Source organism: Shewanella sp. 125m-1 (assembly GCF_052977065.1).
Genome location: NZ_JBRILT010000039.1, coordinates 1 through 14,575, shown reverse-complemented (window position 1 = coordinate 14,575; position 14,575 = coordinate 1). Strand labels below are relative to the sequence as shown.

Below are 14,575 nucleotides of genomic sequence, written 5' to 3'. Positions count from 1 at the left end.
CCGCAGGCGAGTTTGACTCCTGCAGTAATAATAAGAAGTACGCAATGAATCAATTACGTTTAGAGCCGATAAAAAAAGTATCAGGTACGGTTAATATTCCTGGTTCAAAGAGCATTTCAAATCGTGCTTTATTATTGGCGACTCTCGCTAGTGGAACCACGACACTCACCAATTTACTCGACTCAGACGATATTCGTTATATGTTGGCCTCACTTAAGCAACTCGGCGTCAACTATCGTTTATCGAATAACAATACCGTGTGTGAATTAGATGGCTTAGCCGGTACTTTAAACGCGAGTGAGCCGCAAAGCTTGTTTTTAGGAAACGCAGGTACAGCAATGCGCCCATTATGTGCTGCACTAACATTAGGCCAAGGTGAGTTTACGTTAACAGGTGAGCCGCGTATGGAAGAGCGTCCTATTGGCGATCTGGTCGATGCGCTGCGCCAACTCGGTGCCGAAGTGAGTTACCTTAAAAATGAGGGTTTTCCGCCACTGCATATTACCTCAACGGGGTTAAATGGTGGCAATGTTGAGATAGCTGGCGATCTGTCCAGCCAGTTTTTAACCGCACTGCTGATGGTTGCACCGCTAGCTCAAGACGATGTAAATATTCAAATTAAAGGTGAGCTAGTCTCAAAACCTTATATCGATATTACCTTAGCCTTAATGGAGCAGTTTGGCGTTAAGGTTACAAATAACGACTACGCTTCATTTGAGATCAAGACTGGTCAACGTTATGTCTCTCCAGGCAAAGTACTGGTTGAAGGTGACGCGTCATCGGCTTCTTATTTTCTTGCCGCCGGTGCGATTCAAGGTGGAGAAGTTAAGGTCACAGGTGTAGGCAAGCTCAGCATTCAAGGTGATGTTAAGTTTGCAGACGTACTCGAAAAAATGGGGGCTGAGATAGAGTGGGGCGATGATTATATTATTGCTCGTCAAGCTAAGCTAACAGCAGTTGATCTTGATATGAACCATATACCAGACGCAGCAATGACAATTGCGACGGCGGCACTGTTTGCGACCGGTACAACCCGTATTCGTAATATTTATAATTGGCGGATTAAAGAAACCGACCGTTTAGCGGCAATGGCAACTGAACTGCGAAAGGTCGGTGCTATAGTCGATGAAGGACATGACTATATCAGCGTAACGCCACCCGCTAAGCTAAATACTGCAGCAATTGATACCTATAATGATCACCGAATGGCGATGTGTTTCTCTATGATGGCGTTTGCGGATTGCGGGATCACCATTAATGAGCCTGAATGTACCTCTAAGACATTCCCAGATTATTTCAAACAATTTAACGCGCTTGCTAGATAAGCGTTACCCCAACAAGCAGTAATACGCTTCAGGTTAACCTTGGCTAACCTGAAGATTTGCTGAACCAAGTTCCCGAATATTTGAATTTTTTGCCGCTTTCTAAACTTACATGGTTTATAATGCGCGCGCTCATTTTTCGGTTATATCAAGGAAGATGGAATTTCTTGTGGAGGATTTTATGTCAGAAAGGGCGCCTGTTGTCACTGTTGACGGCCCAAGCGGTGCGGGAAAAGGTACTATTAGTCAGTTACTTGCTGAGCGATTAGGCTACAAGTTACTCGATAGTGGTGCGATTTACCGTGTATTAGCCTTAGCCGCTATTCATCACAACGTAGAACTAGATAATGAAGAGTCGTTAACCTTACTTGCCGCACATTTAGATGTGCAGTTTGTGACGGGTAATGAAGCTAAAGGGATTAAAGTCGTTTTAGAGGGTGAGGATGTATCAATAACCATCCGCAGCCAAGAATGCTCTAACGCGGCATCAAAAGTTGCGGCATTCCCACGAGTTAGGGAAGCGCTATTGCGTCGTCAGCGTGCATTTGCAGAAGCACCAGGCTTGATTGCTGACGGCCGTGATATGGGAACGATCGTATTTCCAGCTACGCCAGCTAAATTGTATTTGACAGCAACGGCGGAAGAAAGGGCGCAAAGGCGCTATAATCAGTTGCAGGACAAGGGCTTCGATGTTAATATCGATCAACTTTTGTCTGAGATAAAAGAGCGTGACGACCGCGATATGAATCGTAGTGTCGCTCCTTTGGTACCTGCCGAAGACGCACTGATTATCGATACGACTAACATTAATATTGAAGATGTGTTGGACTTAGCACTAACGCATATTCATCAAAAGCTCCAAGTACCAGCGTAAGCGGGTACTTAACTATTCGTCACATGGATGAGATGAATTATTATACTGACTCCACGTCCAGGATGGTCCGTGGTTTATTAAAGAAAGTAACTTAAACATGACTGAATCTTTTGCTGATCTATTTGAACAATCCCTTGAAACTCTAGAGTTCCGTCCAGGTTCTATCGTACGTGGTGTAGTTGTAGCCATCGAAAACGGTATGGTACTTGTTGACGCAGGTCTTAAGTCTGAAAGCCCAATCCCAGCTGAACAGTTCAAGAACGCTCAAGGCGCTCTAGAAATCGCAGTTGGCGACGAAGTTGACGTAGCACTTGACTCTGTAGAAGATGGTTTCGGTGAGACTCAACTTTCTCGTGAGAAAGCTAAGCGTCACGAAGCTTGGATCGTTCTAGAAAAAGCGTACGAAGATGCTGAAACTGTAATCGGTATCATCAATGGTAAGGTTAAAGGCGGTTTCACTGTTGAATTAAACGGTATCCGTGCATTCCTACCAGGTTCTCTAGTTGACGTTCGCCCAGTTCGCGATACAGCTCACCTAGAAAACAAAGAATTAGAATTCAAAGTTATCAAGCTTGACCAGAAGCGTAACAACGTTGTTGTTTCTCGTCGTGCAGTTATCGAATCAGAAAGCAGTGCAGAGCGTGATGCTCTTCTTGAGAACCTTCAAGAAGGTCAAGCAGTTAAGGGTATCGTTAAGAACCTTACTGACTACGGTGCATTCGTTGATCTTGGTGGTGTTGACGGTCTTCTACATATCACTGATATGGCTTGGAAGCGTGTTAAGCACCCATCTGAAATCGTTAATGTTGGTGACGAAATCAACGTTAAAGTTCTTAAGTATGACCGTGAGCGTACACGCGTATCACTAGGTCTTAAGCAACTTGGCGAAGATCCATGGTTAGAAATCAGCAAGCGCTACCCAGAAAACACCCGTTTGACTGGTCGCGTAACTAACCTAACTGACTACGGTTGTTTCGTTGAAATTGAAGAAGGCGTTGAAGGTCTTGTTCACGTTTCTGAAATGGATTGGACTAACAAGAACATCCACCCATCTAAGGTTGTTAACCTAGGTGATGAAGTTGAAGTTCTAGTTCTTGACATCGATGAAGAGCGTCGTCGTATCTCTCTTGGTCTTAAGCAATGTAAAGTTAACCCATGGGATGATTTCGCTGAGCGTTTCAACAAAGGCGACAAGGTTTCTGGTAAGATCAAGTCAATCACTGACTTCGGTATCTTCATCGGTCTTGACGGCGGCATCGACGGTCTAGTTCACCTTTCTGACATTTCTTGGAACGGTACTGGCGAAGATGCAGTTTCTGAATACAAGAAAGGCGATGAAATCCACGCTGTAGTTCTTTCTGTAGACCCAGAGCGCGAGCGCATCAGTTTAGGCGTTAAGCAAACTGAAGACGATCCATTCAACGCATACCTTGCTGATAAGAAGAAAGGTGTTGTAGTAAATGGTGTTGTTACTGCAGTTGACGCAAAAGGTGTTACAATTGAACTAGCTGAGACTGTTGAAGGTTACCTTCGCGTTTCAGATATCTCTCGTGAGCGTATCGAAGATGCATCAACAGTTTACTCTGTAGGTGACAAAGTCGAGTCTAAGTTCATGGGTGTGGATCGTAAGAACCGCACTATCAGCCTATCTATCCGTGCGAAAGATGAAGCTGAAGAGAAAGAAGCAATGGCTAGCTTGAACAGCCAAGATGACGCTGTAATGAGCAGCGCTATGGCTGAAGCGTTCAAAGCAGCTCGTAAATAATCGCCTTGACGTTCAGGGGTGCTTGCACCCCTAAAAGGTGACTGTATTTGGCTTGATAATAGAGGGTATAGGATGACTAAGTCCGAGCTAATCGAAAAACTTGCCACTAGGCAGTCGCAGCTGTCTGCGAAAGAAGTGGAAGCCGCTATCAAAGAAATGTTGGAGCAAATGGCTGATACATTGGAAACTGGAGATCGTATAGAGATCCGTGGATTTGGTAGTTTCTCACTTCATTATCGTGCACCACGCACTGGCCGTAACCCAAAGACTGGTACTTCAGTCGAATTGGAAGGCAAGTATGTACCGCACTTTAAGCCAGGCAAAGAACTGCGCGAACGTGTTGATGCAATCAACGCGTAATTTACATCGTATTAAAAGCCTCCATTAGGAGGCTTTTTTATACCTAAAACTTAGGTATAACTAGCTAGTTTACTCATTTTCTTAGATAATCAAAGCTTACCAACGCGTTCATGGAGCTTAACGTGAAGTCATTTATCATTGCCTTTTTAGTCGCTGCATTTTTTTTCTTAGCGCTTATTTTTGGTGCTCGTAACGAACAAGTCGTGACAATTAGTTACTTTGTTGCTCAAGGTGAATTTAGATTACCTGTGGTTCTTGCATTTGTGTTTTTAGCTGGCTTTCTAGTGAGCTGGATATTTGCCATGTACCATATCGCGGGTCTTAAATTAGCCCTACGTCGTGCGAATAAAAAGTTGCACAACGCTCAAGAGAAACAAGAATTAAATCAAGCAACTGAATCTAAAGTTAAGACCATGGTTGTTAATCCAAGCGCAGACAAAGAAGTAGACGCTTAATATGTTAGAGATCCTCTTTCTGCTTCTTCCTATAGCTGCCGGGTATGGTTGGTATATGGGACGCAGAAGTGTCAGGCAAAAACAGACAAATCAAAGAAAGCAGCTAAGTCGTGACTACTTCACAGGGCTTAACTTTCTTTTGTCGAACGAATCAGATAAAGCGGTTGATTTGTTTATCAGCATGCTTGATGTAGACGATGACACTATTGATACCCATCTCTCCTTAGGTTCGCTATTTAGAAAGCGAGGCGAAGTAGATCGCTCGATCCGCATTCATCAAAACCTTATCGCAAGACCAAGCCTCACCACTGAGCAACGAGATCTAGCCATGATGGAACTGGGTAAGGATTATCTCGCTGCAGGTTTTTATGACAGAGCAGAAGAGATCTTTATCAATCTCGTTAATCAGGACGATCATAGTGAAGAAGCTGAAACTCAACTGATTGCTATCTATCAAGTGACCAAAGATTGGCAAAAAGCGATAGATATTATCAAGAAGTTGAAGCGTAAACGTCAGCACGACCTTAAACACGATACTGCGCATTTTTACTGTGAACTCGCCGACGAGACTGAAGATGTCGCATTAAAACTTAAGAACCTTCAGCTAGCGATTAAGCAAGATAGTCGATGTGCACGAGCCTTGTTAGCACTTGCGGAGCAATACTTAAAGCAAGAAGAGTTTAAGGCATGCAAGCAAAGCATAGAGAAATTGCTCACCACTGATATCGATTTTTTGCCTGATGCATTAGCAATCGCAAAACAAGCCTACTTAGTGACCAATGATAGCAGCGGTTATCAAGAGCTTCTAAGAGAAGCAATAGAGAATGGTGCTGGTGCCAGTATAACCATAACCCTTGCTCAGCACATGATTGAGCAAGGTCATCCCAAAGACGCAGAAAAATTAATCATGGAAGGCCTGATTAGGCATCCGACGATGAAAAGCTTTCAGCACCTTATGAAAATGCATCTACAGCAAGCTGAAGAAGGACAAGCCAAACAGAGTTTGACCATGCTTGAGCAGTTAGTAGAGCAACAGATTAAATATAGACCTGGATATCGCTGCAGAGAATGTGGCTTCCCATCCCATAGGCTATATTGGCATTGCCCCTCATGTAAGCATTGGGGGAGTATAAAAAGGATTAGAGGCCTAGACGGTGAATAACCGTTAGTGCTGCTGATTGACCAACAAAAAATAATACAACTTACACCGCAAAGCGATTGGAGAAACAATGACTGACAAGCCTATTTTAGTTGCCCTAGACTACGATAATAAAAATGATGCTTTGCAGCTTATCGATCAATTAGACCCGGACATGTGCAGACTGAAAGTCGGCAAAGAGATGTTTACGCTGTTTGGCCCACAATTAGTTACTGACATTCATAATCGTGGCTTTGATTTGTTCCTGGATCTTAAGTTTCACGACATACCAAACACAGTCGCTAAAGCGGTAACTGCAGCTGCAGAGCTTGGCGTTTGGATGACGAACATCCATGCATCAGGTGGACTCGCAATGATGCAAGCTGCTAAGCGTGCACTAGAACCCTACGGTGATAACGCGCCTTTGTTAATCGCTGTGACGGTATTAACATCAATGAGCGATGAAGAGCTGAAGCTACTTGGCATCAATGTACCGGCTTCAGAACATGTTTTACGCTTAGCGGCGTTGACTAAACAAGCTGGTCTTGATGGTGTAGTTTGTTCAGCACAGGAATCTAGCATATTAAAGGCTACGTTCGGTGATGACTTCAAACTCATCACACCGGGTATTCGCCCTGCGGGTTCTGACAAAGGCGATCAACATCGAGTGATGACACCCGCTGAAGCGCTTGCTGCAGGTTCTGATTATTTAGTGATTGGCCGTCCAATTACAAAAGCAGCAGATCCGCTTAAGGCATTGCAAGCAATCTATCAAACGATTGCATAATTAGCTTTCGCCTTGTAGGTTAGTTTCAAATTGTTATTTACTGGTTTGAAATAAACTTAATGAGGAGAAGTGACCATGTTTAGCTATCAAGGAAAGAATGTTGTCGTTGTTGGCGGTACCAGTGGCATAAACTTAGGTATCGCTATTCGCTTCTCTCAAGCCGGTGCAAATGTGGCAGTGGCGAGTCGCAGCGCAACTAAAGTCGATGCCGCTGTTGAGCAATTAAAACTCGCTAATCCAGAAGGAAAGCATTTCGGTGTTTGTTTTGACGTAAGAGATCTCGAAGCATTGAAACTGGGCTTTGCTGTAATTGCTGATACATTTGTTCATATTGATGTCTTAGTCAGTGGCGCTGCGGGTAACTTCCCATCATCGGCAGAGAACCTGTCAGAGAATGGTTTTAAGTCAGTCATGGACATAGACCTTTTAGGTAGCTTTCAGGTGCTTAAGCAAGGCTTTGCACTGATTAAAGAGCAGGGCGGCGCCATCATTCAGATCTCTGCACCACAAGCTTATGTACCCATGCCAATGCAGGTGCATGTTTGCGCGGCTAAAGCTGGGGTCGATATGCTGACCAAGACATTGGCGATAGAGTGGGGCTGCAAGGGCATTAGGATCAACTCAATTGTTCCTGGGCCGATTGCAGGAACGGAAGGCTTTGATAGGTTAGCCCCTACCGCCGAGTTACAAGCTCATGTTGCTAAAGGCGTGCCTTTAAGACGTAACGGCAGTTGTGATGATATTGCCAATGCGGCACTATTTCTAGCATCTGACATGGCGTCCTACATTACGGGTACCGTTTTACCTGTTGATGGTGGATGGTCTCTAGGTGGTGCGGGCGCGGCTATTGCCGAGATAGGGCAATTAGCTAAACGCAATTATGTAAAAGAATAAGTCGATTAAGAGTAATCGTTAAATTAGAGATTTATAGTTATGGCAAATCCATTTCAAGAGCAGTTGTTAAAAGCTGGCTTAGTCAGTAAGCAAAAAGTTAGAGATACTAAAACTCAGAAGCGTCGCGATAGAAAGGCTAAAGTCGACGATGGCTCTGATACACTGAAACAAGAAATAGCAGCTAAAAAACAAGCTCAGATTGATAAAGATAAGCAACTGAACGAGCAACGTTTTGCAGAAGCGTCTGAGAAAGGTTTAGTACGTGGATTAGTAACAGAATTTAGAAATTGTGTTATTAAGCCGCCAAAAGATGCTGAAATTAAGTTTAACTTCACTTTTGAAAATAAAATCTTCTCACTTTATGTAAATGAGAAAATGCAAAGTGAATTGCTTAACGGCCATTTAGGTATTGTCAGACACGAAGAGGTGAGTTACTTAGTACCGCATAAGCTGGCTGAACGAGTGAACCTTCTTGTACCTACTTGGATTGGCTACTTATGGTCTCAAGAAGATAATACAGAGATTGTAGAAGAAGATGATCCGTATGCAGATTATGTTATTCCAGACGATCTTATGTGGTAAGCATTACTGTATATTTACCCATTGACATAGCCTCGTTCATTTAAAGGTCGCAATTTTTCGTTGCGGCCTTTTTTATGTCTGATATTTGCCTATTTACTTCAATTCAAGTTGAAATTGTTTCACTTTGAATACTGTATATCATTTGTTACATTTTTGTTACATTTTTGTTGCGTTAAGCGTTTCAAATAGCTGAAAGGGTATTTCATCTATTCAAACAGCCATCAAAAAAATAAAAACAGTGTTAGGAGTGGATATGAACCATAGTTACCAAACAAGGAGTGTTAGCCGCACCCATATTTTAAAACCATTAAGTTTAGTGGTTGCACTTAGTTTATCAGCTTGCGGTAGTGATCCTAAAGACGAAGTGTTAGAACTCATTGAGCCAAGCCCGGCACCAGTTGAAACCATTATCGGCGAAGCGTTAACGTTAGATTCTGTAAAAGAGCATATTAATACCAACGAACCGCTTTCTTTTTATGTTGATGTTGAGACCGCTGCTCCAACATTGTTGATCAGCTTATTTAGCGGTATTGAAAATGAGAATTTAGGCGATCCAGATATTTATGTTCGTTACGAAAGCACTGCAACTACAGGTGAGAATGGCGAGTTTGACTGTGTTTCTTACAATGCTTCAGATTATAACGAAACGTGCATAATCGATGATATTCAACCTGGTCGTTATCATATTGTTGTTGATGCTAATTCAGATAAACCGACAGTCGATGCATCCATTCTTGCTACAGCATCATTATTTCAGCATAGCCTTTTGTGTAACGAGTCAGTCAGGATCCGCAGCCAAAATTTAACAGCAACACAAGTACAAGAAGCATGTGAAATTGTGACTGAAACTAAGCAAAAATTCGACACTGTACTGGGCGCTAACATTGCCCCAGAGTTTGGTATACCGGTAGATAATGATTTGAATGAAGTCACTAACATTAATATATTTAGTAGCTTATCAAATTACGCCGCTTGGGCAGAGCATCTATTTGATACGAGTAACTCAAGCGGGATTTATTTCGAAACCTCTCCAACTGAGTGGTGGCATGACTCAACTATTCTCACTTTTAACGCGCTAGAGTGGAGCGGTGGACGTAATGTTATTCGCTCTTTAAGCCATGAGTACATTCATGCGTTAGATGCCCGGTATAACAAAGAAGGCGCATATAAATCAGATATGGCGTGGTGGAGCGAGGGCTTAGCTGAATACATAGGTACCTTCTATCAAAAACAATACCAAAGTATTGTAACTGCCAATGAAGACACGACTTACACTTTACAACAGATCTTTGACGGTGAGAGTAATAGCTATTCGTGGGGTAAATTAGCCGTAGCCTTTTTGATTGAAACCCAGCCTGCTCGTGTTACCTCTATGCTCACTGAAATGCGTGCGGGTAACTGGGAGGCATTTAATACTTTATTGCAAGAAATTGCCAGTAGTCACCAGCAAGAGTTCGTGACTTGGTACCAACAAACACTCACTGAACAATTTGCCGCCAGTGATACTGCATTATCACTAGGTGAATATGCCTCGATTAACGGTCGAGGAGGCTGGTTATACTCAGTTGAGGTTGCAGGTGGAACAGACTCACTCAAGTTCAGCACCCAAGGCGGTTCGGGTAATGTTGATATGTGGGTTAACTATGCTTCTGCTGCACACCCAAGTTTAACTTCACAAGTCACTTGTCGTTCTGAAACGGCTGACTCGAATGAAGAAACTTGTATTATAGATTCCCCTGATGCCGGTCAGTATTTTATTACCATTGGTTCTGACTTTGTGGGCGGTGATATTGTTGACCTATATCTTTCAGCTTGTGCAGGAAATGATTGCAGTGTTTCGTTGCCGGAGCAGCAGCCTTTAAATGCAATTGAAGAACCTTATTTACTACATTGGCCAGAGAAGGGAATACTCGGCACTTGTAGTCTGGCAGAAACCTACCGTACTTCTTATGATTATGCTGAAGACGTGGCGATAACAAATACTACCGATACAGAAGTTAAAGTGTATTGGTTAAGTACCACAAAAGCTGATAAATCAGGTGGTTCATACATGACGCTAGCACAAGGTGATAGCTTTACACCTGAATACTGGTACATTGGCGAGAGGGTGATGTTAACCGATAAGACTGATAACTGCCTCAGTGTGGCGATTTTAAATGATGAAAATAACCAATTCGAAATTAAAGCTGAGCATGTGGTGGGAGCTGTTGATGAAGTCGAGATCCCAGCTGCTACTGCAGAGATAGGCAGTTGTGATCTTGCTGTGCCATATACTAGAGAGTCTGAATATGCTCCGGAGTTTATCGTAGCAAATACGTCAACAACGCCTTATAACTTATACTGGGTAGACTATGATTCTGGTCAACCAAACTTAAGTAATAACTATACGACACTTGGCGAAAATGAAATGTACACAGCAGATTTCTGGACGATTGGTGACCGAATGATGGTAACGGATAGTGAAAATCAATGCATTGGCGTGCTTAGCTTAAATGACAGTAGCAACATCTTTGTTCTAGATTAATTATTGAGATCTAACTTTAAACGTTAAGCCCGGGTGTAACCGGGCTTTTTTATGTGCCAAAAATGTAGGTTGCAGGAGCTTTACCTTCGCTTTTCAGTAGATTTAACAAATAAAGATTTACGTCTTAAATGCCTATCAGTAGAATGCGCCATCATTTTCAGTCCCCCTCATCAGTGATGTCAATTGATGAGCCTATAGCGTGAGTCTAATCGGCCATGAACCCCATATTTATCAGTATCTCTTTGCTTGTTTGCAGCAATATTTTTATGACATTTGCCTGGTATGCTCACTTAAAAGAGCTGAACAATAAACCATGGATTATTGCTGCACTCATTAGCTGGGGAATTGCGCTGTTTGAATACTTACTTCAAGTTCCAGCTAATCGAATTGGCTATACGGAGTTAAATGTCGGACAGTTAAAAATTCTGCAAGAAGTGATTACCTTGATGGTATTTGTCCCGTTCTCGGTATTTTATTTAAGAGAGCCATTAAAGTTAGATTATCTATGGGCAGGGCTTTGTTTAGTCGGAGCCGTTTACTTTGCTTTCAGAAGTAAGTTTGCTTAATACTTGGAATAATTTGGCGAGTTTCATCTCCAGTCATCGCTGCAGTTGTTACAATTCATGCCACTAGCTGATAACACTAGCCTTTAACGCCACCATTAAACGTGGCGTTTTTGCATCTAAAAACAATGATTTTAAACGTGATTCTTTACAATAAAGCGACAAAAATATTATAGCCAACGCTTTATCTTAAAAAACCAAAAGGTTGCAGCCGCACTGGCAAACATAAGCGCTATGGACCAGGGGTAGCCATAATGCCAATGTACCTCAGGCATATTGTCAAAATTCATACCATAGGTACTTGCTATCAATGTTGGCGGGAGAAACACTACCGCGGCAACGGAAAATATTTTACTGATTTTGTTTTGCTGCAAACCCGTAAAGCCCATAGCAGCATCCATCAAAAAGTTTAGCTTTTCAAAAAGAAACTGAGTATGCGGGATCAATGAAGATATATCAGACAGCATATTACCGATGTCTTTAGTTTCTTCACTAGACAGGTTTTGTTGGTAAACACGCAGTATGTAATTCAGTGCACGTTGAGTATCAAGTAAATTCAAACGAACTTTACCATTAGTGTCTTCTCTTATAGTGATCAGTTTAAACACCTCATCGATACGGTCTTTTTCGAAGACTTCATGGCCAATATTTTCCAAAGCGCTGTAAGTATCTTCAATGAGATCGGCTAAATGGTCGACTTTCATTTTAAATAACTGAATGAATAATTGCTGGGGTGTAACAGGGACGGAAGACTTTTGAAGGTTTGTGGCTAATGAGTCTATCAAACGCTGATCATCATCTCTGATGGTGATCAATAAGTCTGCTCTAAGGTTAAAATAAATATTAATAGAGCTTAGTGTCTGTGCAGACTTTTGACTAAATAATGAGTTAACGTGTAAACCATCTTTATTTTGGTAAAAACGTGAAGAGTCCTCAATTTCATTCCTATCTTCTCTATCTGGTACCTCGTCAGTAGAAAAGCTAGCCAACCAAAGTCTTTCTGCTTCAATGGGTCGATAAATGTCTAACCATATTGTTGTTTCTGGTAAAGGCTCGTCAATATTAAGAGTTGTTGTAGTGACTTGCTGTTGTTGGTAGCAATACGCTGTGATCATGTTGGCTCCATCGCAAAAAGTATGTATTAGTCGAAACCGATAATTAAATATTAGTCAATGATTGCAAAGATATAGTATTTAGATATGGAATGATATTTGTCTCATAAAAAGCTGAAGCAAATTGTACAGTCGCAATACAAGAGGTGAAATATGTCGACCTTTAATGTTTACTCTCAGTTGTCGATAAAACTAAGGTGACAAATAAGGTAAATACGAATGCAAGTAAGCTAAAAGATTTACGCTAAAAGGGTGTCATTTGCTGCGACTTCTGATAGATTTGAAACAACTGTTTAAATCCATTGTTTAAGAGTCCGATATGAACCCGTATAACGCCCCATTAGCAGAAATGCGTTTTCTTCTTGAGAAAGTCTTTGACGCCCCAAAAACGTGGTCTGAGATGCCAGCAATGGCCGAGACTGTCGATATGGATACTGCAGCAGCAATTTTAGATGAAGCAGATAAGATTAGCCGCGAATTAATCCATCCTATTAACCGTAGCGGTGATGAGCAAGGTGTTCGGCACGAAGCTGATAGGGTGATCACACCTGATGGCTATAAAGCGGTATATGACCAATACGCTGAAGGTGGCTGGGTAGGGCTATGTGGTGATCCTGAGCTAGGTGGCATGGGCATGCCTAAGATGCTCGGTGTACTAGTCGATGAAATGGCTTATAGCGCATGTAACGCGTTTACTCTATATGGTTCATTAACCGCTGGTGCAGCACTAGCTATTCATGCCCATGGCAGCGAAGAGATTAAGCAGCAGTATCTGCCTATGCTATACAGCGGCGAATGGTCTGGCGCCATGGATATGACAGAGCCTCAAGCGGGATCAGATCTGCGGAACATTAGAACTAAGGCTGTTCCTAATGATGATGGCAGCTATCAGATCACGGGTAGCAAGATTTTCATTACTGGTGGAGATCATGATTTAACTGAAAACGTTATTCACTTAGTACTCGCCAAATTACCCAATACCAGTGGCATTTCATTGTTTTTAGTGCCAAAGATTAAAGTGAATGCGGACAATACTCTAGGTGAAGCCAATGGCGTGACTGTCGGTTCAATCGAACACAAGATGGGGCTTAAAGGTTCTGCAACGTGTGTGATGAATTTTGACGATGCAGAAGGTTACCTTATCGGCAGAGCTAATCGTGGTTTAGTATGCATGTTCACCATGATGAACTATGAACGTTTGGCTATTGGTATACAAGGTTTAGGGACGTCACAAGCGGCTTACCAAATGGCTGCTGAATACGCTAAAGAGCGCACCCAAGGTGTAGCGGCTGGTGGCTCGCCGACAGGCGCTGCAAGCGACCCTATTATTGTTCACGGTGATGTCAGGCGAATGTTGTTAACGATCCGTACGTTAACTGAAGCGGGACGTGCATTATCTGTATATACCGGGCAACAACTCGATTTAGCCAAGTATTCAGATGATAGTGATGCTAAGGCGAAGGCTAGTCGTTATGTTGGATTGTTAACACCAGTATCAAAAGCGTTTTTAAGTGATCGAGGTCTTGATGCTGCGATTATGGCGCAACAGGTATTTGGTGGCCATGGTTACATCCGTGAGACAGGCATTGAACAATTAGTGCGTGATACCCGAATTGCCCAGATCTACGAAGGCACCAACGGCATTCAAGCGATTGATTTCTTAGGTCGTAAAGTAACGGGTGATAACGTCGCCGCTTTATCTGAATTTGTTGCAGAGCAGATCGCTAAAATTAATGGGTATGCTCATGTTGCCGATGGCGATAAAGCAACACTATTGGCATTACTCGAACAGCTACTAGAGGTGGCGAATCAAGTTAATGACAATAAATTAAGTCAACCAGCTTTGATTAACTCATGTGCAGTCGATTACCTCGACGCATTTGGTTATGTCCTTTATGGCTGCTTCTGGTTAGCGATGAATGATGCGGCACATGATCATGAAGATGAAAACTTTAAGCTACAAAAAGCACATCTTGGGCGTTTTTACTTTGATAAGCTATTGGCTAAGGCCGAGTATCATTTATCACAGGTGAAGACAGGGGATGCGTCGATAATGCAAATAGATGAAAGCTTGTTCTAAATAAGACGATTTCTAACTTCGAATAAAAAACGCCACTTAACGTGGTAATGCCGATCATTTAGCAGTTTATTGATCGGTTGACCGATCTTTATAAGATGGCAAAATCCGAGTGTTTTTAA

13 protein-coding genes are annotated in these 14,575 nt (G+C 42.4%); 12 read left to right on the top strand and 1 reads right to left on the bottom strand.

Translation table 11 applies throughout. The annotated features are described in order from the left end of the window. The first annotated feature begins 44 nt into the window (after window positions 1-44). The 11 genes from aroA to ACVBIK_RS15565 all read left to right on the top strand — a co-directional run bounded on the left by aroA (window position 45) and on the right by ACVBIK_RS15565 (window position 11,267). The gene (gene aroA, locus ACVBIK_RS15615; protein ID WP_447159335.1) at window positions 45-1,325 is read left to right on the top strand and encodes a 3-phosphoshikimate 1-carboxyvinyltransferase; all 1,281 of its coding nucleotides are present in this window, start codon (window positions 45-47) and stop codon (window positions 1,323-1,325) included. A gap of 178 nt (window positions 1,326-1,503) precedes the next feature. Then, window positions 1,504-2,196, top strand: coding sequence for a (d)CMP kinase (cmk, locus tag ACVBIK_RS15610; protein WP_447159334.1), 693 nt, complete (start codon window positions 1,504-1,506; stop codon window positions 2,194-2,196). Between the two features lie 97 nt (window positions 2,197-2,293). Further along, window positions 2,294-3,961: a 30S ribosomal protein S1 gene (gene rpsA, locus ACVBIK_RS15605; RefSeq protein WP_447159333.1), complete on the top strand. Its 1,668-nt coding sequence runs from the start codon at window positions 2,294-2,296 to the stop codon at window positions 3,959-3,961. 72 nt (window positions 3,962-4,033) lie between these two features. After that, window positions 4,034-4,321 (top strand): integration host factor subunit beta, encoded by a 288-nt coding sequence (gene ihfB / locus ACVBIK_RS15600; protein ID WP_447159332.1) that lies wholly within the window; start codon window positions 4,034-4,036, stop codon window positions 4,319-4,321. Between the two features lie 122 nt (window positions 4,322-4,443). Beyond that, entirely contained in the window at window positions 4,444-4,776 is a 333-nt protein-coding gene (locus ACVBIK_RS15595) for a LapA family protein (RefSeq protein WP_447159331.1), read from the top strand. A 1-nt stretch (window position 4,777) separates the two neighbouring features. Beyond that, the gene (gene lapB / locus ACVBIK_RS15590) at window positions 4,778-5,938 is read left to right on the top strand and encodes a lipopolysaccharide assembly protein LapB (protein ID WP_447159330.1); all 1,161 of its coding nucleotides are present in this window, start codon (window positions 4,778-4,780) and stop codon (window positions 5,936-5,938) included. 67 nt (window positions 5,939-6,005) lie between these two features. Further along, window positions 6,006-6,701: an orotidine-5'-phosphate decarboxylase gene (pyrF, locus tag ACVBIK_RS15585; protein WP_447159329.1), complete on the top strand. Its 696-nt coding sequence runs from the start codon at window positions 6,006-6,008 to the stop codon at window positions 6,699-6,701. Window positions 6,702-6,776: 75 nt separating this feature from the next. Further along, entirely contained in the window at window positions 6,777-7,595 is an 819-nt protein-coding gene (locus ACVBIK_RS15580) for an SDR family oxidoreductase (protein ID WP_447164532.1), read from the top strand. A 39-nt stretch (window positions 7,596-7,634) separates the two neighbouring features. Beyond that, window positions 7,635-8,177: a DUF2058 domain-containing protein gene (locus tag ACVBIK_RS15575; RefSeq protein ID WP_447159327.1), complete on the top strand. Its 543-nt coding sequence runs from the start codon at window positions 7,635-7,637 to the stop codon at window positions 8,175-8,177. A 253-nt stretch (window positions 8,178-8,430) separates the two neighbouring features. Beyond that, window positions 8,431-10,701: a collagenase gene (locus ACVBIK_RS15570; protein ID WP_447170047.1), complete on the top strand. Its 2,271-nt coding sequence runs from the start codon at window positions 8,431-8,433 to the stop codon at window positions 10,699-10,701. A 215-nt stretch (window positions 10,702-10,916) separates the two neighbouring features. Then, complete coding sequence (locus ACVBIK_RS15565; RefSeq protein WP_202722221.1) at window positions 10,917-11,267, top strand: DMT family protein; 351 nt, start codon at window positions 10,917-10,919, stop codon at window positions 11,265-11,267. Between the two features lie 167 nt (window positions 11,268-11,434). Here the strand turns inward: ACVBIK_RS15565 and corA are convergent, their stop codons facing one another. Continuing rightward, window positions 11,435-12,379, bottom strand: a complete 945-nt coding sequence (corA, locus tag ACVBIK_RS15560) for a magnesium/cobalt transporter CorA (RefSeq protein WP_447170046.1) — start codon at window positions 12,377-12,379, stop codon at window positions 11,435-11,437. A gap of 316 nt (window positions 12,380-12,695) precedes the next feature. On the opposite strand from corA, the gene ACVBIK_RS15555 reads away from it, so the two are divergent. Further along, on the top strand, window positions 12,696-14,456 hold the full coding sequence (locus ACVBIK_RS15555) for an acyl-CoA dehydrogenase family protein (RefSeq protein WP_447164530.1): 1,761 nt from the start codon (window positions 12,696-12,698) through the stop codon (window positions 14,454-14,456). Window positions 14,457-14,575: the final 119 nt, after the last annotated feature.

Bases quoted from the DNA above. Each gene is read 5' to 3' on its own strand.
- aroA (WP_447159335.1), top strand. From the start codon at position 45: ATGAATCAATTACGTTTAGAGCCGATAAAAAAAGTATCAGGTACGGTT.
- cmk (WP_447159334.1), top strand. From the start codon at position 1,504: ATGTCAGAAAGGGCGCCTGTTGTCACTGTTGACGGCCCAAGCGGTGCG.
- rpsA (WP_447159333.1), top strand. From the start codon at position 2,294: ATGACTGAATCTTTTGCTGATCTATTTGAACAATCCCTTGAAACTCTA.
- ihfB (WP_447159332.1), top strand. From the start codon at position 4,034: ATGACTAAGTCCGAGCTAATCGAAAAACTTGCCACTAGGCAGTCGCAG.
- lapB (WP_447159330.1), top strand. From the start codon at position 4,778: ATGTTAGAGATCCTCTTTCTGCTTCTTCCTATAGCTGCCGGGTATGGT.
- pyrF (WP_447159329.1), top strand. From the start codon at position 6,006: ATGACTGACAAGCCTATTTTAGTTGCCCTAGACTACGATAATAAAAAT.
- ACVBIK_RS15580 (WP_447164532.1), top strand. From the start codon at position 6,777: ATGTTTAGCTATCAAGGAAAGAATGTTGTCGTTGTTGGCGGTACCAGT.
- ACVBIK_RS15575 (WP_447159327.1), top strand. From the start codon at position 7,635: ATGGCAAATCCATTTCAAGAGCAGTTGTTAAAAGCTGGCTTAGTCAGT.
- ACVBIK_RS15570 (WP_447170047.1), top strand. From the start codon at position 8,431: ATGAACCATAGTTACCAAACAAGGAGTGTTAGCCGCACCCATATTTTA.
- ACVBIK_RS15565 (WP_202722221.1), top strand. From the start codon at position 10,917: ATGAACCCCATATTTATCAGTATCTCTTTGCTTGTTTGCAGCAATATT.
- corA (WP_447170046.1), bottom strand. From the start codon at position 12,379: ATGATCACAGCGTATTGCTACCAACAACAGCAAGTCACTACAACAACT.
- ACVBIK_RS15555 (WP_447164530.1), top strand. From the start codon at position 12,696: ATGAACCCGTATAACGCCCCATTAGCAGAAATGCGTTTTCTTCTTGAG.